Origin of the sequence: Intestinimonas sp. UBA1698 (assembly GCF_002320075.1) — a bacterium.
GTDB lineage: Bacteria > Bacillota > Clostridia > Oscillospirales > Oscillospiraceae > Intestinimonas > Intestinimonas massiliensis.
In genome coordinates this window covers 1-25,170 of record NZ_DCJO01000044.1, presented here as the reverse complement: position 1 = coordinate 25,170, position 25,170 = coordinate 1, and the positions used below count along the sequence as shown (strand labels likewise).

The 25,170-nt window shown below is 61.3% G+C and carries 23 protein-coding genes; 1 reads left to right on the top strand and 22 read right to left on the bottom strand.

Annotation, left to right across the window (positions count from 1 at the left end):
- The 18 genes from lon to hprK form a co-directional block, all read right to left on the bottom strand.
- Window positions 1-2,409, bottom strand: a complete 2,409-nt coding sequence (gene lon, locus B3H64_RS11690) for an endopeptidase La (RefSeq protein WP_286735281.1) — start codon at window positions 2,407-2,409, stop codon at window positions 1-3.
- A gap of 76 nt (window positions 2,410-2,485) precedes the next feature.
- On the bottom strand, window positions 2,486-3,805 hold the full coding sequence (gene clpX / locus B3H64_RS11685; protein WP_050618326.1) for an ATP-dependent Clp protease ATP-binding subunit ClpX: 1,320 nt from the start codon (window positions 3,803-3,805) through the stop codon (window positions 2,486-2,488).
- Window positions 3,806-3,895: 90 nt separating this feature from the next.
- A complete protein-coding gene (clpP, locus tag B3H64_RS11680) occupies window positions 3,896-4,480 on the bottom strand; it encodes an ATP-dependent Clp endopeptidase proteolytic subunit ClpP (RefSeq protein WP_050618325.1) in 585 nt (194 codons plus the stop codon).
- 117 nt (window positions 4,481-4,597) lie between these two features.
- Window positions 4,598-5,998 (bottom strand): trigger factor, encoded by a 1,401-nt coding sequence (gene tig, locus B3H64_RS11675; RefSeq protein WP_050618324.1) that lies wholly within the window; start codon window positions 5,996-5,998, stop codon window positions 4,598-4,600.
- A gap of 118 nt (window positions 5,999-6,116) precedes the next feature.
- On the bottom strand, window positions 6,117-6,806 hold the full coding sequence (locus tag B3H64_RS11670; protein WP_050618323.1) for a metallophosphoesterase: 690 nt from the start codon (window positions 6,804-6,806) through the stop codon (window positions 6,117-6,119).
- Window positions 6,806-8,293, bottom strand: coding sequence for a threonine synthase (thrC, locus tag B3H64_RS11665; protein WP_050618322.1), 1,488 nt, complete (start codon window positions 8,291-8,293; stop codon window positions 6,806-6,808). Before thrC ends, B3H64_RS11670 begins: the two co-directional genes overlap by 1 nt.
- On the bottom strand, window positions 8,281-9,216 hold the full coding sequence (locus tag B3H64_RS11660) for a dipeptidase (protein ID WP_286735280.1): 936 nt from the start codon (window positions 9,214-9,216) through the stop codon (window positions 8,281-8,283). The genes thrC and B3H64_RS11660 overlap by 13 nt, the downstream gene beginning before the upstream one ends.
- Window positions 9,217-9,585, bottom strand: a complete 369-nt coding sequence (locus tag B3H64_RS11655; RefSeq protein WP_050618320.1) for a YraN family protein — start codon at window positions 9,583-9,585, stop codon at window positions 9,217-9,219.
- On the bottom strand, window positions 9,582-10,184 hold the full coding sequence (locus B3H64_RS11650) for a ribonuclease HII (RefSeq protein WP_050618319.1): 603 nt from the start codon (window positions 10,182-10,184) through the stop codon (window positions 9,582-9,584). The genes B3H64_RS11655 and B3H64_RS11650 overlap by 4 nt, the downstream gene beginning before the upstream one ends.
- A complete protein-coding gene (gene ylqF / locus B3H64_RS11645) occupies window positions 10,171-11,070 on the bottom strand; it encodes a ribosome biogenesis GTPase YlqF (RefSeq protein ID WP_286735279.1) in 900 nt (299 codons plus the stop codon). Before ylqF ends, B3H64_RS11650 begins: the two co-directional genes overlap by 14 nt.
- 276 nt (window positions 11,071-11,346) lie before the next feature.
- Complete coding sequence (gene rplS / locus B3H64_RS11640; RefSeq protein ID WP_050618317.1) at window positions 11,347-11,688, bottom strand: 50S ribosomal protein L19; 342 nt, start codon at window positions 11,686-11,688, stop codon at window positions 11,347-11,349.
- Window positions 11,689-11,828: 140 nt separating this feature from the next.
- On the bottom strand, window positions 11,829-12,437 hold the full coding sequence (locus tag B3H64_RS11635; RefSeq protein ID WP_238073287.1) for a site-2 protease family protein: 609 nt from the start codon (window positions 12,435-12,437) through the stop codon (window positions 11,829-11,831).
- A gap of 26 nt (window positions 12,438-12,463) precedes the next feature.
- Window positions 12,464-13,459 carry a M23 family metallopeptidase gene (locus B3H64_RS11630; protein WP_050618316.1) on the bottom strand — a complete coding sequence of 332 codons (996 nt, stop codon included), beginning with the start codon at window positions 13,457-13,459 and terminating at the stop codon, window positions 12,464-12,466.
- Between the two features lie 59 nt (window positions 13,460-13,518).
- Window positions 13,519-14,343 (bottom strand): ABC transporter permease, encoded by an 825-nt coding sequence (locus B3H64_RS11625; RefSeq protein WP_256303639.1) that lies wholly within the window; start codon window positions 14,341-14,343, stop codon window positions 13,519-13,521.
- Between the two features lie 37 nt (window positions 14,344-14,380).
- Window positions 14,381-15,337, bottom strand: coding sequence for an ABC transporter permease (locus B3H64_RS11620; RefSeq protein WP_050618314.1), 957 nt, complete (start codon window positions 15,335-15,337; stop codon window positions 14,381-14,383).
- 87 nt (window positions 15,338-15,424) lie between these two features.
- Window positions 15,425-17,035, bottom strand: coding sequence for an ABC transporter substrate-binding protein (locus tag B3H64_RS11615; protein ID WP_094762415.1), 1,611 nt, complete (start codon window positions 17,033-17,035; stop codon window positions 15,425-15,427).
- Between the two features lie 8 nt (window positions 17,036-17,043).
- A complete protein-coding gene (gene glmS / locus B3H64_RS11610) occupies window positions 17,044-18,879 on the bottom strand; it encodes a glutamine--fructose-6-phosphate transaminase (isomerizing) (RefSeq protein ID WP_286735274.1) in 1,836 nt (611 codons plus the stop codon).
- 161 nt (window positions 18,880-19,040) lie between these two features.
- Window positions 19,041-19,991, bottom strand: coding sequence for an HPr(Ser) kinase/phosphatase (hprK, locus tag B3H64_RS11605; RefSeq protein WP_256319131.1), 951 nt, complete (start codon window positions 19,989-19,991; stop codon window positions 19,041-19,043).
- 205 nt (window positions 19,992-20,196) lie between these two features.
- Here hprK and rpmB point away from each other — a divergent pair, with 205 nt between their 5' ends.
- Window positions 20,197-20,385, top strand: a complete 189-nt coding sequence (rpmB, locus tag B3H64_RS11600; protein ID WP_050618310.1) for a 50S ribosomal protein L28 — start codon at window positions 20,197-20,199, stop codon at window positions 20,383-20,385.
- A gap of 657 nt (window positions 20,386-21,042) precedes the next feature.
- Here rpmB and B3H64_RS11595 read toward each other — a convergent pair.
- The 4 genes from B3H64_RS11595 to B3H64_RS11580 form a co-directional block, all read right to left on the bottom strand.
- Window positions 21,043-22,044 (bottom strand): NAD(P)H-dependent glycerol-3-phosphate dehydrogenase, encoded by a 1,002-nt coding sequence (locus tag B3H64_RS11595; RefSeq protein ID WP_286735272.1) that lies wholly within the window; start codon window positions 22,042-22,044, stop codon window positions 21,043-21,045.
- Window positions 22,045-22,047: 3 nt separating this feature from the next.
- Window positions 22,048-22,779: a glycerol-3-phosphate acyltransferase gene (locus B3H64_RS11590; protein ID WP_286735271.1), complete on the bottom strand. Its 732-nt coding sequence runs from the start codon at window positions 22,777-22,779 to the stop codon at window positions 22,048-22,050.
- Between the two features lie 2 nt (window positions 22,780-22,781).
- Window positions 22,782-24,107 (bottom strand): ribosome biogenesis GTPase Der, encoded by a 1,326-nt coding sequence (gene der / locus B3H64_RS11585; RefSeq protein ID WP_349676183.1) that lies wholly within the window; start codon window positions 24,105-24,107, stop codon window positions 22,782-22,784.
- A 22-nt stretch (window positions 24,108-24,129) separates the two neighbouring features.
- Window positions 24,130-25,170: DUF512 domain-containing protein (locus tag B3H64_RS11580; RefSeq protein WP_286735270.1), on the bottom strand; the 1,041-nt coding region annotated here is incomplete at its 5' end.

The following is a 25,170-nucleotide window of genomic DNA, read 5'->3' as shown; positions in this document are numbered from 1 at the left end:
TCACTGTTTCAGATTGAGACTGGCCTGCGCCCGTCTCGCCTCCTGACCGGTAAAGCCGGACAGGTCCGGCTGGACCTGGGACTCGTCGAAGTTCAGCGCGGCTGCCAGCACCTCGTCCACATGCTCCACGGGGATAAAGTGAAGGGCGCTGCGCACAGTCTGGTCAATCTCCGCCAGGTCGGGCGCATTCTCTGCGGGCAGGATCACTGTCCGCATCCCATTGCGCAGTGCGGCCATGGTCTTTTCCCGCAAGCCGCCGATGGGCAGCACCCGGCCCCGCAGGGTGATCTCCCCGGTCATGGCGATGCCCCGCTTTACGGTGGCCCCGGTCAAGGCCGAAACCATCGCCACCGCGATGGTGATGCCGGCGGAAGGTCCGTCCTTGGGGACCGCGCCCTCCGGGAAATGGACATGCAAATCCCTGGTCTTGTAAAAATCAGATGCAATCCCCAACTGCTGGGACCGACTGCGGATATAGGAGAGCGCCGCGTGAGCCGATTCCTTCATCACGTCGCCCAGGTTTCCGGTGAGCTCCACCTTGCCGGAGCCCGGAACCACATTGACCTCCACTTGGAGTAGTTCGCCGCCCACCGAGGTCCAGGCCAGGCCGTTGACGACGCCCACCTGCTCGCCGCCGTCCAGCTTTTCCGGGTGGTATTTTCTCACCCCAAGGTACCGCTCTAAATCATCTCCTGTAATGGAGATTTGCTTTACGGAATCGGATACAATATGCATCGCCGCCTTCCGGCTCAGAGCAGCCAGCTCACGCTCCAACACACGGACGCCGGACTCGCGGGTATAGCCGGTGATGACTTCCCGGATAGCGTCGTCCGTCAGCTTGAACTGCGTCTTTTTCAGGCCATGCCGCTTCATCTCCTTGGGAAGCAGGTGGCGCTTAGCGATCTGCAGCTTCTCCTCATCGGTATAGCTGGTCAGTTCAATGACCTCCATCCGGTCCAGCAGCGGCCGCGGAATGGTCTCGGTGGTATTGGCCGTGGTAATGAAGAGCACGTCGGATAGGTCATAGGGCAACTCTAAAAAGTGGTCCCGGAAGGTGCTGTTCTGTTCCGCATCCAGTACCTCCAGCAGGGCCGACGCCGGGTCGCCGTGGATATCGGAAGCCAGCTTGTCAATCTCGTCCAATAGCAGTAAAGGGTTACTACTTTCCGCCTGCCGAATGGCGGAAATGATCCGACCAGGCATGGCGCCCACATAAGTCTTCCGGTGGCCGCGAATTTCGGCTTCATCGTGAACGCCGCCCAGCGAGATCCGAGCCAGCTTCCGATTCAGTGCCCGGGCCACGCTCATGGCGATGGAGGTCTTGCCCACGCCAGGAGGGCCCACCAGGCAGATGATCTGCCCCTTCAGGTCAGGCGCCAACTGCTTGACGGCCAGAAATTCCAAAATGCGCTCCTTGACCTTCGTCAGGCCGTAGTGGTCGGCGTCCAGTACTCTGCGAGCGGACTCCACATTGACACGCTCCCGTGTCTTCTTGCTCCAGGGCAGCTCCAGACAGATATCCAGATAGTTGCGGATCACTGTGGCCTCGGCAGATCCAAAGGGCTGCTTGGCCAGGCGGTCCACCTCTTTGTTGAGCTTTTCCGCCACCTCCTGGGGGAGCCGCGCCTTTTTGATTTTCTGGCGGTACTCTCCCAGCTCACTGTCGCCGCTGTCCCCCTCGCCCAGTTCGCTCTGGATGGCCTTGAGCTGCTCCCGGAGAACGTAGTCCCGCTGGTTGCGGGTAAGCTGGTCCCGGACCTTGGACTGCATATCCTGCTCCAACTGGAGGATCTCCACCTCCCGTTTCAGGGCGTGGCATAGCCGCTCCAGGCGGCGCAAGGGACGAAGCTCCTCCAGAATAGCCTGCTTATCCCCCGCCCGCATGGCGATATTCTGGGCGATATAGTCGGCAATATAGCCCGGGTCCTCGCTGGCCAGTACGTGGATGAGCACGTCGCTGGTCATTCGGGGCGAGAGCTCGGTATAGGTCTCGAAAAGCTCATAGGTGCTGCGAATCAGGGCCTCGGTCCTGGGGGTATTGCGTACGGACTCTGGAATGGGCAACGTCTCTACCTGACCCTCCAGGAAGGGTGCAGTCTGCATCAGGCTCAACAGCTTGCCCCGGTCCTCTCCCTCCACCATGACCCGCACGTTGTCTCCCGGCAGACGCAGGATCTGTTTGACATTGGAGATGGTGCCCACGGAGAACAGATCCTCCTGCCGGGGCTCCTCCACCGCCAGATCCTTCTGGGTCACCAGAAACACCGGGGACCCGGAGGCCATAGCCTCGTCCAGGGCCTTGATCGACGCCTCCCGGCCCACGTCAAAGTGGAGCAGCATATTGGGAAAAATGGTAAGCCCCCGGAGAGCCAGTACCGGCATCGTGCTGATATCGGGATCAGCCTTCATGGAAAATCACTTCCTTTCAGGTTGCAAAACGAATAGAACAAGGAGGACGGAGCTCCGCCCCGCCCTCCTTGCGCTGTTATGACACGTTGCTGTTTCGGGGCTGCAGGCCGCCCCGCTCTGCCCGGAGCGCGGCGCCGCCCAGACGGGGCCTGGGCGGGCGTTCTGGATTCCGGACCAGCTCCGGCCGTACCTGCTCGGTGACGCAGGCGGGTGTGATGACCACTTTTTCGATGTCGGGCTGGTCGGGCACATCATACATGACCTGGGTCATGACCTCCTCCAGCACCGCCCGGAGTCCGCGGGCCCCGATGCCGCGCTGGATAGCCTTCTCGGCTGCCGCCTCCAGCGCCTCCGGCTGGAAATCCAATTCCACGTTGTCGTAAGCCAGCAGCTTCTGATATTGCTTTACCAGAGCGTTTTTGGGCTCGGTGAGGATGCGGACCAGTTGCTCCTTTCCCAAGGACTGGAGCGCCGTGATGACGGGCAGGCGGCCCACCAGCTCGGGGATGATGCCAAACTTCAGCAGGTCGTGAGGCTGGACCTGCTTGAGAATGGCGGATACATCCCGGTCCTTGCGGCTCTCCACCTGGGCGCCGAAGCCGATGGCCTTCTTGTCCAGGCGCTGCTCGATGATCTTCTCGATGCCGTCGAAGGCGCCGCCGCAGATGAACAGGATGTTTTTGGTGTCGATCTGGATAAACTCCTGGTGGGGGTGTTTCCGGCCACCCTGAGGCGGTACGTTGGCCACGGTGCCCTCCAGGATCTTCAAAAGAGCCTGCTGGACGCCCTCGCCGGAGACATCCCGGGTAATGGAGGTGTTCTCCGACTTCCGGGCGATCTTGTCGATCTCATCCACATAGATGATGCCACGCTGGGCCAGCTCGATATCGTAATCGGCGGCCTGGACCAGGCGCAGCAGGATGTTCTCCACGTCATCGCCCACATAGCCGGCTTCCGTCAGGGTGGTGGCGTCGGCGATGGCAAAGGGCACCTTCAGGATACGGGCTAGCGTCTGGGCGAAGAGGGTCTTGCCGCAGCCGGTGGGTCCCATGAGCAGGATATTGCTCTTCTGAAGCTCCACGTCGTCTCCGCCGCCGAAGTAGATGCGCTTATAGTGGTTGTATACCGCCACCGAGAGGGCCACTTTGGCATCCTCCTGGCCGATGATATACTGGTCCAGCACGTCTCGGATCTCCCGGGGCGTGGGGATCACGTCGGGGATATCCACGTGCGCCTCTTCGGGTGCGGTCCCCGCGTCGTCCAAAATGCTCATACAGAGCTGGACGCATTCGTTGCAGATATAAGCGCCGGGTCCGGCAATGATGCGGGAGACCTGCTCCTGGTGCTTTCCGCAGAAGGAACAGCGGACCGGACGCTTTTCGTCATTTTTAGGCATAACTCAACCTCTTGAATCCACGGCAGCCGCCGTGCGTTTCTGCCAGCAGGAGCGGGAGCGCAAAACGCCCCCACTCCTGCTGACCGCGTATTACCGCTTATATGTGATGACTTTGTCGATGAGGCCGTAGGCGCAGGCCTCATCCGCGGGCATGAAGTGGTCGCGCTCGGTATCCACGGCGATCTGCTCCACAGACTTCCCGGTGTTCTCCGCCAGGATCTTGTTCAGCTTCTCGCGGGTACGCAGCATCCACTCGGCCTGGATCTTGATGTCGCTGGCCTGGCCCTTGGTGCCGCCGGAGGGCTGATGGATCATGATCTCGGCATTGGGTAGGGCAAAGCGCTTGCCCTTGGTCCCGGAGGACAGCAGAAAAGCGCCCATGCTGGCAGCCATACCGATGCAGATGGTGGATACGTCGCACTTCACGTACTGCATGGTATCATAAATGGCCATGCCGGCCGTGACAGACCCGCCTGGGCTATTGATGTAGAACTGAATGTCCTTGTCCGGGTCCTGCGCCTCCAGATAGAGGAGCTGCGCCACCACCAGGCTGGCGGTGGTATCGTTCACTTCCTCACCCAGAAAGATGATACGGTCGTTGAGCAGACGGGAGAAGATGTCATAGGACCGCTCTCCGCGGTTGGTCTGCTCTACTACATAAGGTACTAGGCTCATAATATGCTCTCCTTTTTGCGGCAGTCACGCTAAGAAAGTATACCCGGAGGCTGGAACATTATTCCTGGTTTCACTCCATACCCATCTCCGGACTGCCGCCGCTGAAACAATGCCTGCTTATTCCTCGGTCTTGGGCGCCTGTTCCGTCTCGGCCCTCTTCTTGGATGCAGCCTTCTTCTTCGGCTTTTCCTCGGCGGTCTCGTCCTCGGTCTCCTTGGCGGCTTTCTTTGCGGCGGGCTTCTTGGCCTTGCCGACCTTGGCGCTGTCCTTGACCACGTCGATGGCTTTCCGGCGCAACAGCGTGGTCCTGACATCCTCGGCGGAAGCCAGCGCCTTCACCTGGTCCAGCTCCATCTTGTACTGGTCGGCCAGGGACTGGTACTCAGCGTCCAGCTCCTCGTCGGAGATGACGATTCCCTCGGCCGCAGCCACGGCGTCCATCGCCATCTCATACTTGATTTGCTTAATGGCGGACTCCTTGGCCTGCTCCTTCATCCTATCCATCGTCTGGCCGGTCATTTCCAGATATTTTTCAAAGGGGATGCCCTGGCTGGTGATGCGCTGGGCGTAATCCTGCACCATCTGCTCGGCGCGGTAGTCCACCATGGCGTCGGGCAGCTCTACCTCAAGGGCCTCCACCACCTGATCCATAAGGGCGTCCTCATAGGCGCGGTCGGCCTGGGTCTGACGGCGCTCCTTCAGCTTGTCGCCCAGGTCCTTCTTGAACTCGTCCAGCGTGTCGAACTCGGACACGTCTTTGGCAAACTCGTCGTCCACCACGGGGGCCTGGGGCTCCTTCACCTCGTGAACCTTGATCTTGAACACCACGGGCTTACCGGCCAGGTCGGCGTGATAGTCCTCGGGGAAGGTGACGTCAATGTCCTTCTCATCGCCGGGCTTCAGACCCACGACGCCCTCTTCAAAGCCGGGAACAAAGGAGTGGGAGCCCAGCTCCAGGGCGTGGTTCTCGGCCTTGCCGCCCTCGAAGGGCACGCCGTTGTCAAAGCCCTCAAAGTCCAGCAGAACGGTATCGCCCATCTTGGCCTCGCGCTCCACGTTTACCAGGCGGGTCGCGCGCTCGACATAGGGCTTGAGCTCGTTTTCGATGTCCTCGTCGGTGACGGCGACAGCTTCCTTCTCCGCACTCAGGCCCTTGTACGTACCGATCTTGGCCTCGGGTCGGACGGTGACCACGGCCTTAAAGGTAAAGCCGTCCTTGCCCACCTCCAGGACTTCCACCTTGGGGTAGGCCACCACATCCAGCTTCTCCTGCTCCACGGCTTCGGCGTAAGCGGAGGGATAAAGCTCTTCGATGGCGTCTTCATAGAACACGCCAGAGCCGTACATACCCTCGATGATCTTCCGGGGGGCCTTGCCCTTCCGGAAACCGGGGACGGCGATGCTGCCCCGCTGCTTCTTGTAGACCTTGTCCAGCGCGGCCTCAAACTCCTGAGCCCCGACCTCGATGACCAGCTCTACGGCGCTGTTCTCTACGTTCTCTTTACTCTTGACGTTCATCTGCTTACTTCCTCCTGCTATTTCGTGCCCTGCGCAGGCACCTAATCAGAATCTTACATATACTATCAGATAATTGTGAATTTTTCCACTCTTTTTTCAGAAAAAAACGAAACCGCCCTCAATCCATGATTTTCAGCGGACGAAAGCCCAGAAAATCTGCCGCAATCAGGTGGTAAGACAGGCCTCCCTGCCTGCCCTGTGCCGCCAGGCGGTGGCTGCCGCCGTGGAGGTGGCCGTAATAACAGTCCTCCACGCCATAACGCTCCATCAGGGCAATGATCTCCGGACAGCGGTAACCCTCGTAACAGGGCGGGTAGTGGAGAAAACACAGCTTCCGCCGCTCCCCCGCCGCCTTCAGCGACGCCTCCAGCCGGATGAGTTCCCGGTTGAACACCTTCTCGTTATGGCCGTTCTGGTCCTCCTCGTAAAACCAGCCCCGGGTTCCGCACAGGGCGGTCTCCCCATAAAAATGGCAATTGTTATGGAGAATTTCCAGGGTCGTAAAGCCGTGCTCGGCAAAAAAGCGGGTCATTTTGGACACCGTGGTCCACCAGTAGTCATGGTTGCCCTTGAGCAGCAGCTTCTTCCCGGGCAGCGCGTCCAGGAAGGCGAAATCCTTCTCCGCCTCCTCCAGACTCATCCCCCAAGAGACGTCCCCGGCGATGACCACCGTATCCTCCGGCGCCACCAGCGCGCGAAACCCGGCGGACAGCTTGTCCACATAGCCCGTCCAGCCGCCTCCGAACACATCCATCGGCTTGTTGGCGCTCAGAGAGAGGTGGGTATCTCCAATGGCGAACAGCGCCATTATTTCAGCATCTCCAGCACCTGGTCCACCATGCGGTCCTTCTCCACCACTTGGTCGAACCGCACAGCCTTGCCGGCCAGGGCGGCCAGGGGCGCGGGCGCCGGAACGCCGGTGACCTCGGCAAGCTGGTTCAGGATGGCCGTACCGTCCGCCAGCTCGCGGACCCCGAGCGCGCCCAGCACATTGTCACAGAACTTGAAGGGGCTGGCCGTGGAGACCACAATGGTGGGAGTGGCATCCCCCGTCCCGGCCCGGTACTGCTCCAGCACATGAAAGGCCACGGCGGTGTGGGTGTCAATGAGGTAGCGGCGCTCAGTCCACATTTTGGCGATCATGGCCTGGGTAGCGGCGTCGTCGCAGCAGCCGGCGGCAAAATGGCGCTCCAGCTTCTTCTTGACCGGTTCGCTCACCTCATACCGGCCGGTCTGGGCCAGGGCCTCCATATAGCCCCGCACCTCCTCGTCGTCGTGCTCGGTAAACTCGAAGAGCATCCGCTCCAAATTGGAGGAGATGAGGATATCCATGGAGGGGGACATGGTGTTATAGAACGTACGGTTCCGGTCGTACACGCCGGTCAGCAAAAAGTCCGTGAGGACGTTGTTGCGGTTGGAGGCGCAGATCAGCTTGTGGATGGGCACGCCCATCTGCCCGGCATAGTAGGCCGAAAGAATGTTGCCGAAGTTGCCGGTGGGCACACAGATGTTGACTGCTTCCCCCTTCTGCACCTTGCCCTCCCGCAGCAGATCGCAGTAGGCCGAGATGTAATACACCACCTGGGGAAGGATACGGCCCCAGTTAATGGAGTTGGCCGAGGAGAAGAAATAGCCGCGCTCGGCCAGCGTTTCCCGCAGGCTCTCGTCGGAGAACAGCCGTTTCACGCCGGTCTGGGCATCGTCGAAGTTGCCCACCACGGCGCAGACCCCAACGTTGCCGCCCTCCTGGGTGCGCATCTGGAGCTGCTGGATGTCGGAGACGCCGTCCTTCGGATAGAACACCAGGATGCGGGTCTTGTCCACATCCCGGAAGCCCTCCAGGGCGGCCTTTCCGGTATCGCCGGAGGTAGCCACCAGGATGCAGACCGTCTTTTTTTCCTCGTTCTTTACCAGCGAGGCGGACAGGAGGTGGGGCAGCATCTGCAGGGCCATATCCTTAAAGGCGCAGGTAGGACCGTGCCACAGCTCCAGGCAGTAGGTGCTGTCGTCCACTGCACGGACGGGGGCAACTTCCTTGGCGTCGAACTTGTCCGGCCCATAGGCGTGGTTGGCGTAGCTGGACAGCTCGGAGGCGGTGAAGTCCTCCAGGAAAGAGTTCATGACGAAGACCGCCCGCTGCTGATAGGACATGTCGGTCATGGTAGTCAGGCCGTTTGGGGACAGCTTGGGCAGCACCTCCGGCGTCAGAAGGCCGCCGTCGGGGGCCAAGCCCTGGGCGATGGCCTCGGAGGCCGAGCAGCGCCACCGCTTGTTTCTCGTACTTACGTATTGCATACTTCACTCACTACCCTCATCAAATTAGAATAAAAAATGCCCCGCACCAGCTCTTCGTGATAATTGCGGCGCAGCAAATGCTCATAAAGCCGGTCCAGATCCTGGATGCCCTCCATCCCCCTCGGCAGAACCGCACACCCGTCCCAATCGCCGCCCAGGGAGAGGTTTCGTTCTCCGCCCAGCGCCAGGAAGTGCTCCAGATGTCTGGTGACGGTATCCAGATCCGCCGCCTTGCCCAAAAAACCGGCGTACAGATTCAGCCCAGCAACACCATTGTTTTTTATTATGGCAGTAAATTGCGCATCGGTCAAGTTTCTGGTGTCGAAAAATACATCCCGTGCGTTGGAGTGACTGGCAAATATGGGTTTTTCCGCGATTTCCATCACATCCCAGAAGCCCGGGTCGGACAGATGGGAGACGTCCACCAGCATCCCCAGCCGCTGCATCTCCCGCACAAAGGCCCGGCCCTGGGAGCTGAGTCCCCGCTCCCGCTCCTCGGCGTTGGTGCCGGACAGCGCATTGGGATGGTTCCAGGTCAGGTTCACCGCCCGCACGCCCCACGCATGGGCCTGACGGAGCTTGTCCAGATCACAGTCCAGCAGCTCCGCCCCTTCCGCGGACAGAAAAGCCGCCGCCCGGCCTCCGGCGAAGGCGGCCTCCGCCTCCCTTCCGCTGCGGCAGAAAACCACCCGGTCGGCGTTTTGCTCCATCTCCCGCCGGAAGAGGGCCACCTCTTCCTGAAAAACTTCCCACAGAGGCCGGCCCGGCATGTCCTCCGGCTCTCCAAAGCAGGCGAAGAACTGAGCATAGCGGCTGAATTTCCGGGTTCGGGTCAGGTCCAGATGGCCGGGACGCTCCCGAAAGCCGCCGCCCTCCAGATAGCAGCGCAATATGGTGTCACAGTGCCCGTCGAATACTTCCACTTAAAACGCATCCTCTATGTAATGGATTTCGGGGTCCCGGGTGGCGGTCCCCTCCGGCGCGTAGACCTCGGCCACGTCGAATCTGGGCTGCCTTCCGGTGGGGAACTGCGCGAGATAGAGCTCCGCCGTGGTCCGCAGTCTGGCCTGCTTCCGGCGGTCCACAAAGGCCCGCGCCGGGGCAAAGGCGGCGCTTTTCCGCAGCTTCACCTCTGTAAAGAGGATATACTGTTCATCTTCTGCAATCAGGTCAATCTCGCCGTACCGACATTGCCAGCCGGCCGCCAGGAGCCGGAAACCTCGCCGCCGTAGGTACTCGGCCACCAAGGCCTCTCCCCACCGGCCCAGCAGCCGGGTGCTCTCCCCGCTCACAGCTTTTTCAGAAAGCTCCTGCGGTGGATGGGACAGGGCCCATACTGCCGCAGCAGCTCGTAGTGGCGTTTGGTGGGATAGCCCTTGTGGCGCTCAAACTCATATTGGGGGTAGAGCGCCGCCATTTTCTCCATGTAGCGGTCCCGGCTGACCTTGGCCAGGATGGAGGCCGCCGCGATGTTGGCGCTGCGGCTGTCCCCCTTGACCAGCGTCCGGTGGGGGCAGGTGATCCCCGCGTCCCGGTTGCCGTCGATCAGGGCAAAATCCGGCGCGGGGTCCAGGGCCTGGATGGCCCGCTCCATGGCCAGAAGGCGGGCGTTGAGGATGTTGATCTCGTCGATAACGGCGGCGCCCACCGACGTCACCGCCCAGGCTACCGCCTTCTCCCGGATTTCGTCAAAAAGCCGGTCCCGCTTCTTGGGACTCACCTGCTTGGAGTCGTTGAGGCCCTCCAGCAAGCATCCATAGGGCAGGATCACCGCGGCGGCGTATACGTCTCCGGCCAAAGGGCCGGCGCCGGCTTCGTCGGCTCCGCAGATCCGCCGCAGCCCCTGCGCCCGGCATTCCCGCTCCACCGTCCAGAGATCAGCCGTCGCCATACGCTTCCGCCCCTTCCGGTGTCTCCAGTGTAAAGCGCCCCAGCCTGCCGGCCCGGAATTCATCCAGCAACACCTTGGCCATGCGCTCGGTATCCGGCTCGCCGCCGGAAATGAGGAACCCGCGCTTTCGCGCAGCCCGCTCCAGCAGGTCGTAGCCATAGGAGAGCCCCCCCGTCTCCTCATCCTGGGCCCGCGGGGGCAGCTCCAGCTTGTAGCGCTCCAGCAGCGCCTGGGGATAGCGCTCCGCCAGCGTCTCCATCAAATAACAGGCCAGCGTCTCAGCGTCCATCACCTCGTCCTTGATGGCGCCGGTAAACGCCAGGTTCCGGCCCACCGTCTGGTCCTCGAACTTGGGCCACAGGATACCGGGCGTGTCCAGCAGATCCAGTCCCGCATCCACCGCCACCCACTGTTTTCCACGGGTGACCCCAGGGCGGTCTCCCGCCTTGGCCGATTTTCGCCTTGCCACTTTATTGATAAAGGTGGATTTGCCCACGTTCGGCACCCCCACCACCATCACCCGCACCGGGCGGCCTACCTGGCCCTTTTCCCGCCAGCGGGCAATCTGCTCCTTGAGCGCATCCTTGATGACAGCGGAAAACTGATTCACCCCGCCCCCCGTCTTGCTGTCGGTTTCCAGGACGGCGTAGCCTCTTGTCTTAAACCAGCGGGTCCAGGCCCTGGTCTGTTCCGGATCGGCCTGGTCAGCCCGGTTCAGAATAATGAGCCGGGGCTTGTCCCCCACCAGCTCATCAATGTCGGGATTCCGGCTGGAGATGGGGACACGGGCGTCAATGACCTCCGCCACCAGGTCTACCAGCTTGAGATCGGCCTGAATCATGCGCCGGGTCTTGGTCATGTGCCCCGGATACCAGTGGATGTCCATGGTATTTCCCGCTCCTTTCCACTCCGCGCTTCATCCTCATTTTTTATTATAATGCGTACTGAACAAAGCCAAAAGCCCTGAATCCCAAGGCTTTTGGCTTTGTTCAGGTGCAATGATGCGGCAGTGGCCGCACGCATAAACCGCTTGGCGGTTTATGGCGTAGATATTATTATACACAATATCTAGAGGTTTGAAAAGGTCCGCAACCCATTTTCTGCTCTATCCACAATATACAAAAAAGGAGCGGTTTCCCGCTCCTTTTCCGGCAGTAACTGCTTACAGCTTCTCCTTGATCTTGGCGCTCTTGCCCACGCGGTCACGCAGGTAATACAGCTTGGCCCGGCGCACCTTACCCGTGCGGACGGTCTCGATCTTCTCAATCACGGGAGAGTGCAGGGGGAACACCTTCTCCACGCCGATGCCGTAGGAGATGCGGCGGACGGTGAAGGTCTCCTCGATGCCGCCGTGCTTTTTAGCGATGACGGTGCCCTCGAAGACCTGGATACGCTCACGGTTGCCTTCCTTGACCTTAATGTGCACGCGGACGGTATCGCCCACTTCCACCTTGGGAGGCTCGGCCTTCTTGTACTTCTCAGAGAATGTCTGCATCAGATCCATGGTTTTTTCCTCCTAGTTTATAGGCGTTCATGCCGCTTTGAGCGCCGTTCCTCCAGTGAGATGGAGCGGCAGCGCAGAGGACCACCCTTTATTGAGACCAAAGTATGATACCACAGGACTTCTGGAAATGCAAGCGTATTTTACAGGAAATCTCGCTTTCTCCCGCTCTTTTGCCCTTTTCTCTTTGGAAATCTCCTCTGGAGCATCCCGGCCAGCAGCCAGAGGGCCGCCAGCAGCAGCGTAAAATTTCCACCGCCGTCTCCCAGCAGCCGCAGCCCACCCGTCAGCAGCAGTCCCGCCGCCAGCGCGGAGCAGCCACGCACCGTCCGCTCCGCCCAGTGGATCGGGATCAGCCCCGTCAGGATGAGCAGCAGCAGCCGACCGCCGTCCAGCGGCCAGATGGGCAGCAGGTTAAAGCAGCCCAGCGCCAGATTGAGGCCCGCGAACAGAAGCCCCGTCTCTCCCCCGCCGCCCAGCCGGGCGCACAGCGAGGCGCAAAGCAGATTGACGGTCGGTCCGGCCAGGATGGCGGCCATCTCGCCCGCGTAGCCCAGGGGCCTGGCCGGATCCAGGCCAAGATCTCCCCCCACCGCTGTAAGGCGAAAATAGGCCACCCCGCCCCCCGCCAGGCGGGTAACGGCATAGTGGCCCGACTCATGGAGGGCACAGGCCAGCAGGGCCCATGGCAGGATATTTTCCGTATCCAGGTAAAACAGTGCCGCGGCAGCCAGACAAAAGCCGCCGGTCACCTCCAGCCTTCCCCACCGCAGCATCCCTACTCACGCAAAGTCTCGATATAGTAGACGGGATTCAGCAGTTCCCCGTTGAGCCGCAGCTCAAAATGGAGGTGAGGCCCGGTGGTCTCCCCCGTGTCGCCCACCTCAGCCACCTTCTCCCCCAGCTTCACCTGCTGCCCCTGCTGAACACACAGCTTGCTGCAATGGGCGTAAAAGGAGGTCACACCGCCGGCGTGGCGGATCTGCAAATACTGCCCGTAGGCCGGGCTCTCCCCAATGTAGTCCACCACCCCGTCGGCAAAGGCCCCCACCGCTTCTCCATAAGGGGCGGCTAGGTCCGCCCCAGCGTGGAACTTCTCGCCGCCCTCAATGGGATGCTCCCGCCAGCCATAGCCGGACGAGACCACCGCCATCACCGGCGCCGCCGTCTGGTCCAAGCCCAGCGGCAGCCGCTCCATGGTGGCGTTCTCCGGCAGAGGGGGGCCGTCGTAAGCTACCGGCTCCGGCGCCGACGGCAGGACGGTCACGTCCTCCGCCACGGTCTCCCGCCGGGACATTGCCCCGGCCGGCAGGCCGCCAAACCGGCGCTCCAGCAGCTCCACCGCCGTAGGTCTGGCGTTGAGGAATGCCAGCTCCTCATGATACAGCGGAGCGTGGTCCCTGGGGTTCACATATGTGCTGCTCACCCGCCCGCCCCCTGCAAATACATCGACCCACAGATCTCCCAGCGTATCCAGCACCGGCTCGCCCCGCTGGATGGAGCGGCCCAGATTGGCAAAGGCCGCCTTGAAATCGGTGTCCGTCTGGATGAGCTGGAGCAGTTCCCCCCGCAGGGTATCCATGCGCTCAGGGAAGACGCCTCGCCCCAGAAAGATTACCAAAAACAGGGCCAGGCATACCCCCAGTTGGGTCAGTCTGCGCCGCTCCCGCGGGGCCAGCGCCACCTTTCTTTTCGGATGATACCCGCCTGCGGTCCGGCGGCTCCGGACCTTTCCCCGACGCTCCCGACCCGTACGGCTGTACGCTGATTCCATACCGGCGCCTCCCCTCTTTTGTTTCCGGGATAAGCCAGTATATTCGGACGGGCCCTGGGTTATGTGTGCCGGGATGATTTTTCACTCCAGATGCGGCAGCGCGGGTCCAGCGCATCCCGCAGCCCATCCCCCACCCATTGGAGGGCCAATACCGTCAGCACGATGCATACCCCGGGCGGAATCCACACCCAAGGCCGCCCGGTGAAGGTGGCCAGGCCGGTGGCGTATTGGATCAGGTTGCCCCAGGATGCCTGAGGCGTACGGATGCCCACCCCCAGAAAGCTGAGGCTGGACTCGGACAGGATGGCCCGCCCCACCCGCTGGGCCAGGGCTGCCCATACCGGAGCCACGGCGTTGGGCAGCACGTTGCGCCGTAAAATGGTTCTGGTGGGAGCGCCCAGGGCTCGGACGGCCAGAATGTATTCCTTCTCCCGGATGGACAGGGTGTTGCCGTAAACCAGCCGGGCGATGCTCACCCACCCCATCAGCCCGATGACCAGAATGATATTGACCACGGACGGACCCACCAGGGTTACCAGGCACAGGATCAGCACGATGCTGGGAAAGGACTGGAACACATCGGCGCAGCGCATGATCCAGAACTCCCATTTGCCCCGCCGGTAGCCAGCCAGCAGGCCCAGAGGGACGCCGATCAGCAGACTCAGGGCCGCCGACGCAAAGCCCACCAGCAGGGATACCCGCCCCCCGCAGATCAGACGGGCCAATACGTCCCGCCCCACCTCGTCGGTCCCCAGCCAGTGGGCGCCGGAGGGCGCCGCCCAAAAGCCTGCTGCCCGGTCGGTGACATTGGGCTCCAGCCCAAGCAGCGGCGGCAGCAGGAGGACCAGCAGCAGCTCCGCCGCCAGGAGGCCCAATCCGGCCATAGCCCGCCGGTCCTCCCGCAAACGGGCCCATGCGCCTCTATATCCGCTCATAGCGCACCCTCGGGTCCACCAGGCCATAGACCAGGTCCAGCAGAAGGCTGGTGGCCAACACCGCCAGGGCGATGACCACCGTGACCCCCATGATGACGTTGTAGTCTCGGCTGCTGATGGCAGAGAACATGAGACTGCCCATCCCTGGCCAGCCAAACACCCGCTCCACCACCACCGACCCGCCGATGATATGCGGAATGTGGGTCAGCACGGCGGTGAGCACCGGGATGAGGGCGGAGCGCAGGCCGTGGCGGAGGACCACTACGCCCTCCCGCAGCCCTTTGGCCCGGGCAGTGGTGATATAGTCCTCCCCCAGCACCTCCAGGCAGGCGCTGCGGGTCTGCTTCAGCAAGCCGCCCACGTTGCTGACCGCGATGACCAGCGCCGGCAGGAACAGGTGGCGCAGCAGCTCCCGCAGGCTCCCGCCGCCGTAGTCACTGGTAAAGGCCGCCGGCAGCCAGCGCAGCCGGACGGAGAAGAAATAGATTGCCAGCAGGGCCAGGAAAAAGCCCGGCGTGGCCGAGCCCGTCATGGCAAGGTTGGAGGCAAGGTTGTCCCAGCGGGACCGCGGCTTCCAGGCCGACAGGACCCCCAAGAGCAGGGCGACGGCCACCGCAAGGAGCACCCCCGTCCCCGTAAGGAGAAGGGATGGCCCGATGCGCTGGCCGATGAGCGCCGAGACTGCCTGGCCGGAGCGGTACGACCTGCCCAGTTCGCCCCGGACCAGTCCGCCCAGCCAGGTAAAATATCGTACCGGCAGGGGCTGGTCCAGGCCCAGGGTCTCCGCCAGGAGCGCTTTGTCTCCGGCGGTGCCGCCGCCCTCGCTCCCGGCCAGGTCGGTGATATCGGCGGGGGCGGCGTTCATCAGCAGGAATACCAATACCGTGATACCGAAAAAAACAGGGACAGCGGTGAGAACCCGCTTCCAGAGATAGTGCGCCATGCTCGTTCCTCCTGCACTTCCGGCCCCCAAGCCGGGGGCACAGGCCACGCCATAAAGCTCGGCCTTACGGAGGTTTTCTTTCTTTTGTCAGCGTTTTACCCAGTCCCACACATTCTCGTTGGAGAAGCTGGCAGAGGGATAGTCGATACCGGTCACCGTGGGAGACTGGACGTGCAGCGCCGTGGAGAACCACAGCGGGATGAAGGGCCGCTCTTGGGCCAGCAGATTGTCCAGCTCCTCCACCAGTGCCTGCCGGGCCGGCTGGTCCCGCTCTGTCCGGACGGCGGAGATCAGGGCCTGATAAGGCGACAGGTCAGCCACATGAAACAGATTATTGCCCTCCGTGAACCGGCTTTCCACGAACCATAAGGGCAGGGCGTTGGGGGTATGACTGGCGATGGCCATGTCATAGATGCCGTCGGACATTCCGGCAAACAGAGTGGCGGAATCCACAGTCTCAATCTCCACCCGGATGCCGGCCTCCGCCAGATTCTGCTGCATGAGCGCGGCCAGTCCCGCCCGGCTGGAGGTACAGGCCAGGGTGAAGGTCCGCCCGTCGTAGCCGGCCTTTGCCAGCAGGGCCTCCGCTTCCTCCGTATCCCGAATCGCCGCCGTCTTTTCCTGCGGCGCGTAGACGCTGGTGGGGACCACGTAGCTACCGGTCACTTGCCCCAACCCCTGGCTGCTTTGCAGGCAGAGCAGCTCTTTGTCCAGCGCCAGCTCCACTGCCCGCCGGAGCTGGGCGTCGGGCAGGGTCTTGTTGTTGAGCATCAGCTCATAGAAGGTATTGGGCACGGTGCCCGGGAGGACCTCCAGGCCGTGAGAACGGGCCACATCGGCATCCTCGGCGGACACGCTGCCGCCGATGGCGTAGTAGTCCAGGTCCCCGGCGATCAGCGCGGTGAGCAGGTTGGCCTTATCCATCACGGTGATGACCAGATAGTCGAAGCCGGGCGCGCCGAGCGGATACTTGGGGTTGGCGGCCAATTGGATCTGGCTGCCGGGCAGCTCGGAGACAAACTTACAGGGGCCGGAGCCGATGGGGTCCAGCCAAAGCGCCTGCTCCATGATCTCCGCCGGGTCCACCCCCTCCAGCCGGTGGGTGGGCAGAACGTAGAATTCCCGGTTTTTTTCCAGCAGGAAGTCCTCAGGGATCACCGGGTCCTTAAAGGTGAGCTTGAAGGTATAGGGGTCCGCCGCTTCCGCTCCGAAGGGCTCCCCCTCCAGTCGACAGCCGTCTTCATCCGTACCCACAAGCCCGGCAAAGTTGCCCCGGCCCAGCGTGGGACACGCAGGGTCTGTCATCAGGAAAAAGGTCCGGGCCCAGTGCTCCGCCGTCACCGGTGTGCCGTCGTGAAAGGCCGACCGTTCATCCAGATGAAACACAATGGCATAGCCGCCGTCGGCGCTCTCCCAGCTCTTGGCCGCCCGCGGGGACAGGGTCCCGTCCGCATGCACATAGGCCAGACGGTCATAGATCTTGTCGTAGACCATACGGGCGTAGTTGCTGCCCGATACGCTGTTGTAGGGCATGAGGGCGTCCCAGGAATTGGAGATGCCGTACTTCACCGTCACCGGCAATACCGCAGGCGAGGGTGTGGCGGATGCTGCCGGCGGGGCGCTCTCCCCCGCCGTGCCGCCGCAGGCGGCCAGGGCCAGGGCCAGGGCCGCGCAGAGGACCGTCAGTCTCTTCTTCATATTTCGTTTCACTCCACCGTCACCGATTTGGCCAGATTCCGGGGCTTGTCGATGTCACAGCCCCGCATCAGCGCCACATAATAGGCAAATAGCTGCATGGGGATCACAGCCAAGCTGGGCAGCAGCATGGGGTGGGTATCCGGCACCAGGATGGCGTGGTCCACCGTCTTTTTCAGCGCGCTCTCCTTGGACTCCACCGTCAGGCCCACCACGTCGGCACCCCGGGATTTGACCTCCACCACGTTGCTCATCAGCTTGTCAAACAACTGGACACAGCTCGCCAGCGCCACCACCAGGGTGCCGTTTTCGATGAGGGAGATGGTACCGTGCTTAAGTTCGCCGGCGGCATACGCCTCGGAGTGGATATAGGAGATCTCCTTCAGCTTGAGCGAGCCCTCCAGACCGATGGCGTAGTCGATGTTCCGGCCGATGAAGAAGATGGACTCGTGGTTGAAGTAGATGGAGGCATAGTACTGGATGGCCTCTCGGTTTTCCAGGATACGTTCCATCTTGGTGGGGATGGTGAGCAGCTCGGCCACCATATCCTCGTATTCCTCTTTCCCGATGGTGCCCAGCAGCTCGGCAAACCGCAGAGCGATCAGGTAGATGACCGCAAGCTGGGTGGAGTAGGCCTTGGTGGTCGCCACAGCGATCTCCGGCCCAGCCCAGGTGTAGAGTACGTCGTCGGACTCACGGGCGATGGAGGAGCCCACCACATTGACGATGGACAGAATGCGCGCGCCCAGCCGCTTGGCCTCGCGCATGGCGGCCAGGGTGTCGATGGTCTCACCGGACTGGCTGATGACGATGCACAGCGTCCGCTCACTCACCAGCGGATCGCAGTAGCGGAATTCGGAGGCCAGCGTCACCTCCACCGGTTTGCGCAGGAGTTTTTCCAGGACGTATTTGGCCACCATACCCACATGGTAGGAGGAGCCGCAGGCGATGATGTAAATCTTGTCGGCATTTTTCAGGTACTCTCCGTCGATGTTCAGGTCATCCAGCACCACCCGGCCATCCTGGATGCGGGGAAATACCGTGTCTCGGAAGGCCTTGGGCTGCTCCATGATCTCCTTGGCCATAAAGTGCTCGTACCCGCCTTTTTCGGCGGCGGAGATCTCCCAGTCCACATGGTGCTTTTCCTTCTCCACCGGTTGGAGGTAGGGGTGATTGTAGACGGTGATGCCGTCCGCCGTGAGGACGGCGATTTCCCCATCCTCCAGATAGCATACCTCCCGGGTGTATTTGATAACGGCGGTCACATCGCTGGCCATGAAATGGCAGCCCTCGCCATAGCCTAGGATCAACGGACTGTCCTTGCGGGCGGCGATGAGCCGGTCGGGGCAGTCGGCGCAGATGATGCCGAGGGCATACGCCCCCTCGATGCGGTGGAGCACCTTGGTAAGGGCCTCCATGATGTCGCCCCGGTAGTAGTATTCCAGAAGCTGGGCCACCACCTCGGTGTCGGTCTGTGAGACAAATTTAACGTCCTTGGACTCCAGAAATTCCTTGATCTGAACATAGTTCTCAATGATCCCGTTGTGGACCACCGCAATGCGCCCCGACATGCTGACCTGAGGGTGAGAGTTGACGTCCGACGGCTCCCCGTGCGTGGCCCAGCGGGTGTGCCCCAGGCCCACGGTCCCATGGATGTTCTTTCCGCCCTCCACGATGTCCGACAGGACCTGCAGCCGGCCCTTGGCCTTGACCACCTTCAGCCCCTCCACCTGGTCGTACACGGCCAATCCGGCCGAGTCATAGCCCCGGTATTCCAGCCGGGCCAGGCCGTCCAGCAGGATGGGGGCCGCCTCTTCCGTTCCAATGAATCCGACGATACCGCACATAGCAGCTACCTCCAATTGATCCACAGCCCGGCTCTGACAAGCGAGGCTGATTTTACGCAAAATCTAGTGGGACATTATATCATATTCCTCCGTCAGCGTCCAGTTCTTTCCGCAGCAGAACGGGACGGCCCCGCAGTAAGGCCGCCCCGCTTCGGGCTTGACTATTTGTTTTGGGCGCTGAGGGCCTGATCGAAGTGCTCGTTAATCTGCTGCGTAAAAGCCTGGGCGGCGTTATAGCCCATCTTTTTGTGGCGGTTGTTCATGGCGGCCACCTCCACAATGATGGCCAGGTTGCGGCCCGGTTTCACCGGCACCGTGAGGGCGGGCACCTTCACGTCCAGAATAACCGTATAGAGGTCCTCCAGGCCCAGCCGGTCGTACATGGTGTTGTCGTTCCACTGCTCCAGATTGACCACCAGGTCGATGTCCTGGTCCTCGCGGACGGCGGACATGCCAAAGAGCTGCTGCACATCCACCACGCCGATACCCCGCAGCTCAATATAATGGCGGATCAGTTCAGGCGCGGAGCCCACCAGCCGCTTGACGCCCACCCGCTTGATCTCCACCGCATCGTCGGCCACCAGCCGGTGTCCCCGCTTGACCAGCTCAATAGCGGTCTCGCTCTTGCCTACGCCGGATTCGCCCAGCAGGAGCACACCCTCGCCGTAGACCTCCACCAGCACGCCGTGCCGGGTGATGCGGGGGGACAGATAGTTGCGCAGGGTGGCAATCAGGGCGCCCATAAAGGCCGACGTTGTCTCTTGCGTACGCAGGATGGTGCGGTTGTAGCGCTCTGCCAGCTCCATGCACTCCGGGAAGGGGTCCATGCCCCGGGTGATGATGAGACAGGGGATATCCCGGGCCAGGAGCTGGTCAAAGCTGATGCGCCGCTCCTCTGCACTGAGCTGGGCCAGATAGGTGGCCTCCACCCTTCCGATCATTTGGATGCGCTTATAGTCGAAGTAGTCAAAAAAGCCCGCCAACTGAAGTGCCGGGCGGTTTACATCCTCTTTTTGGATCAGGATGTCCTCAAAGCCCGGCGCCCCCCGTAGGACCTCCAGCTCGAAGTCCTTGATGAGCTGCCCCAGTTTGACGGAATAGTGGCTGTCCATACGATCACCCCGTTCGTTTCCTTACCGCTTTAGTATAGCCGCGTTTGTTCCATTTGGCAATCCCATCTTCTCCTTCCGCCAAATATCCGGAAAAAGCGAAAAATAATACTTGCATTTTCAGCCTCCATCTGGTAATATATCATTCGATGCTTTGATTTGAGTCCAGGATAAGCTGATACTTTGACCAGCGAGGAGGTTCAAGGAAATGGCCAAATGCGAGTTTTGCGATAAGGGCGTTACGTTCGGTATTCAGGTGTCCCACTCTCACCGCCGCTCTAACCGCCCCTGGAAGCCCAATGTGAAGCGCGTCAAGGCGATCGTGAACGGCACGCCCAAGCACGTGTACGTCTGCACCCGCTGCCTCCGTTCGGGTAAGGTCACCCGCGCTGTGTGAGTGATACTTCCAAAAAGCCCTGCACCTTGGTGCAGGGCTTTTCTTTTGTCTTAAGCCAAAATCCCCGGCTCGAGTACCGCCTAACCCAACCCGATGATGAATAGCCGTAGGAGAAGAGACGCGGCGGGTAAACTCCCCGCGCTTCTTCTCTTACTCTTTCAGATTGGTTCCAGGCTATTGTATTTGCTCAAATGGTCAGGATCTGAATTCCTGTTATCATAAACAGAACCGAAAAAGACAAAACAGAGCCCCAGATATACCATATTTTTTCACTTTACTCCCCCAGACCCGTAGTGATTCCACCCATGGAATGCAGAATATCCCGATGTCTGTACTCCCGCCTCATCAGTTTATAGGTGGCATAACAGCCGCCTAAATATACGGGCACTAAGCACAGTGCACGAATGATAGAGTCCTTGATACTGCTATACCCTATCCTCAGCCAATCACATCCAAAACTCACGAGAGCTGCAAAATGAAATACGGGACCCCAGATCAAGAAGAAGTCTCTCTCGATCACTTGTTTCTTTTTCCGTTTTGCAAGCATTCTCTACCACCTTGCCAACACAATTCCGTAGGGTGAGACGGATGATATTTGCATGGGCGGTTTTCGCCTGCGGATCAGTAGAGCATCATCTTCTTATCCGGCCATACCCGTTACACCCAACTGTCCTCCAGCTCGTGCTTTTTTTCCCGGGTCATCAGTTCTGTGAGCACCAGATGGGCGTCCCGGCCCTCGTACAACACTTCATAGGCGGCCTGGGCGATGGGCATCTCCACCCCCAGCTTATTGGCCAGTGTCGTGGCCGTCACGGCGGCATAGTAGCCCTCTACCACCATGCCGATCTCCTTGACGGCCTGCTCCGGCGGGGTGCCCTGACCGATGAGGATGCCCGCACGCCGATTCCGGGAGTGCATGGAGGTGCAGGTGACGATCAGATCGCCCACGCCAGCCAGGCCGGCTACTGTCTCCCTCCGGCCGCCCATGGCCACGACCAGCCGGGCAATTTCGGTCAGCCCCCGGGTCATCAGCGCGGCTTTGGTGTTGTCGCCACAGCCCATGCCGTCGCAGCAGCCGGCGCACAAGGCGATGACGTTTTTCAGCGCCGCGCCCAACTCCACGCCGATTACGTCGTCGGAGGCATAAACTCGGAAACGTTCGTTCATGAAGAGGTCCTGAACCAGCTCTGCCGCCGCCCGGTCCTCCGACGCGGAAACCACGGCGGTGGGGACCCGCCGTCCCACCTCCTCGGCATGAGAGGGCCCGGACAGGGCTACCACCGGATAGCACTCTCCCACCTCCTGGGCAATCACCTGAGTCAGGCACAGGGAGGTATCCTTCTCAATGCCCTTGGAGACCGAAACCAGGACGGTGCCGGGCTCCAGGTGGGGGGCCAACTGATGGGCGGTGCTCCGCACGGCAAAGGAGGGCGTAGCCATCACCACCACCTTGCAGCCCCGGACGCAGGCCAGGTCGGTGGTCAGGCGGAGCGTCTCGGGCAGGGGCACTCCCTTGAGCACCGGATTTTCCCGCTTCTCCCGCAGGATCTGGGACTCCGCCTCGCTGTAGGACCACAGGGTGACGTCATGGCCGTTTTCCAGCAGCAGAAGCGCCAGCGCCGTGCCCCAGCCGCCAGAGCCGATGACCGATACCTTCATTGGTTATACCCCCTCTTTTTTCTTGTGAAACGTGAGCTTGGATTCTTTCCCGTGGATTAGACGCATAAAGTTGGCCCGGTGCTTCCAGAGGATCAGCGCCGTGATGATGAGCGACAGGAGCATAATCATCCGGTCATGGCTGACAAACAGCCAGGTCCCCACCGGGAACGACGCGGCGGCATAGATGGAGCCCAGCGAGACATAGCGGGTCAGAAGAGTCAGCAGCAAAAAGCCGCCCCAGGCCAGCAGAGCCAGCCGCCAGTCCAGCAGGAAGGCAACGGTTCCGCCGGAGAGGATGCCTTTGCCGCCCCGGAACCCAAACATGCAGGGAAACATGTGGCCCAGCAGGCAGAAGAGGCCGGACCAGTATTTCACAATCTCAAAGGCAATCTCCTCTTGGGCCCATATTGTACCTCCGCCCCAATACTGGACAGTCAGCACACCCACCCAGACGGCCACAACAGCCTTAAGCACATCGGTCAGGATGACCACAAAGGTCAATGGGCCGCCGAAGGTGCGGAAAAAATTGGTCAGGCCCGCGTTGCCGCTGCCATGGGTGCGGATATCATCCCGCAGGATATACTTGGAGACAATGACCGCCCCGTTGAAGCAGCCGCAGAAGTAGGCGATCACTGCGATCAGCAGGGCCGGAAGCAACAGGGCCGCCCCCAGCTCACTCAGTGCGGCGGGAAGGTTAGGCTGTATTCCCGTGGGAACTGTTGTAGGATCTGCCATGACTATCCCTCCTTGTCGCTCTTCTGCCGAATGGTCAACCGGACTGGCGTGCCCTCCAGGCCAAAGGTGGAGCGGATCTGGTTCTCCAGATAGCGCTGGTAGGAGAAGTGGAACAGCTTGGCGTCGTTGCAGAAGCAAACAAAGTGGGGGGGCTTGATACCGATCTGGGTCATATAGTAGATCTTCAGACGGCGTCCCTTGTCGGTGGGGGGCTGCACGCGGGCGGTGGCGTCAGCCAGCACGGTGTTGAGCATGCCGGTGGTAATGCGCAGGGATGCCTGGTCATTGACATAGTTGATGAGGTCAAAGAGACGGTCCACCCGCTGTCCGGTGAGGGCGGAAATGAAGACAATGGGGGCGTAGGTCATATAGGACAGATCCCTGCGGATGTCCTGGCGCATGTGGTCCATAGTCTTGTCATCCTTCTCAATGGCGTCCCACTTGTTGACCACGATGATACATGCCTTGCCCGCCTCGTGGGCCAGACCGGCCACCTTGGTATCCTGCTCGGTGACTCCCTCGTTGGCGCCTACCAGGATCAGGCACACGTCGGCCCGCTCAATGGCCATGGTGGCCCGCAGGACGGAAAACTTCTCGATGCGGTCGTCCACCTTGGACTTCTTGCGCATACCGGCGGTGTCGATGAACAGGTACTTGCCCTTCTGGTTCTCAAAATAGCTGTCCACCGCGTCCCGGGTGGTGCCCGCCATGTCGCTGACGATCACCCGCTGCTCCCCCAGGATGCGGTTTACCAGGGAGGACTTGCCCACGTTTGGCTTGCCGATGACCGCCACCTTAATGACATCGTCCTCCTCTTCCTCCTCGTCCTCAGGGGGGAAATACTCCATACAGGCATCCAGCAGATCCCCGGTGCCATGGCCGTGGACGGCGGAGACCGCGATGGGATCCCCCAGTCCCAGGTTATAGAACTCATAAATGTCTGGGTTGGTGATCCCCACCTGGTCCATCTTGTTGACCGCCAGCACCACCGGCTTCTGAGAGCGCAGCAGCATGTTGGCCACCTCTTGGTCGGAGGCGGTGAGGCCGGTCTTGATGTCGCAGACAAAGAGGATCACCGTGGCGTGCTGGATGGCGATCTCCGCCTGCTGGCGCATAAAGGCCAGAATCTGGCTGTCGGCGGAGGGCTCGATGCCGCCGGTGTCCACCAGGTCGAACTTCCGGTTTCTCCACTCCGCCTCGGCGTACAGCCGGTCGCGGGTGACGCCGGGGGTATCCTCCACGATGGACAACCGCTGGCCCACCAATTTATTAAACAGCATGGACTTGCCCACGTTGGGCCGGCCCACGATTGCAATCAAAGGCTTCATAATAGCACCCTCACTCTCTCTGTCACGGGTTGTAGCGATAATAGTCGTCCTCCGGCGGCAGGGCATAGGCGGGCGTCTCCACCGGCAGCCCCAGAATGGCGTCCACCAGGTCAAAGCCGCTGTCAGCCGTAAGGGCCGTCACCGGCACCCCCAGGGCCTCCTCCACCTGCTCCACAGTGACGTCGTCCAGGAAGATCCGTTCCCCCGCCCGGAGCATGCTGTCCGGGATGAGCAGCCGCTCGCCCAGCGCCTTCCCCTTGAGCTGCTCTATCAGATCCCGTCCGGTAATCAGACCAGAGACCGTGATGGTCTCCCCGAAAAAGCGGTTGACCATCGGATAGACATTTCCTATTATATTACCACATTTTTCCCGGCACATGTCAACGATTTTCTGCAAGAAGGGGGCAGCGGACACGCCGGTGGCAATGGCAAACGGCGGCGGGGCCTCCTCCAGCTCCATGTCCTCCAGGGCCATAGCCGCCTGACTGGTGAGCAGGCGGAGCATCCCCACGCCGTTTTCCATCTGGGCCATGTCCTCATAGTATCCCTTTTCCGGCAGGGGACGGCCGGCCAGCAGGTAGAACTCGTCGGAACACCAAGCCAGGTGGGTGCTGTGCTTTTTCAGGAAAGAAGCGGCAAATGCCTCCACCTGATCCAGCACCGCCGCGGCCTGGGCCGGAGTGTACGGGTCGATCCGACACAGGCCCTCCCGGAATCGGGTCACCCCCACCGGCACTACCGCCACGCTGCCCACCGCCGGGTGGAGTGCCCCCAGCTCCCGCAGGGTGCGGTCCAGGGCGGGGCCGTCGTTGACGCCGGGGCAGGCCACGATCTGGCAGTTCATGGTGATGCCCGCCGCAGCAAATCGCTCCATGATGGCCAGACACTCCCCCGCCCGCCGGTGCTTGAGCATGGCCTCCCGCAGGGCCGGATCAGTGGCATGAACCGAGATGTTGATGGGGCTGATGCGCAGCTCTGCGATGCGCGCAATCTCCCGCTCCGACAGGTTGGTCAGGGTGATATAGTTCCCCATCAGGAAGGACAGGCGGGCATCGTCATCCTT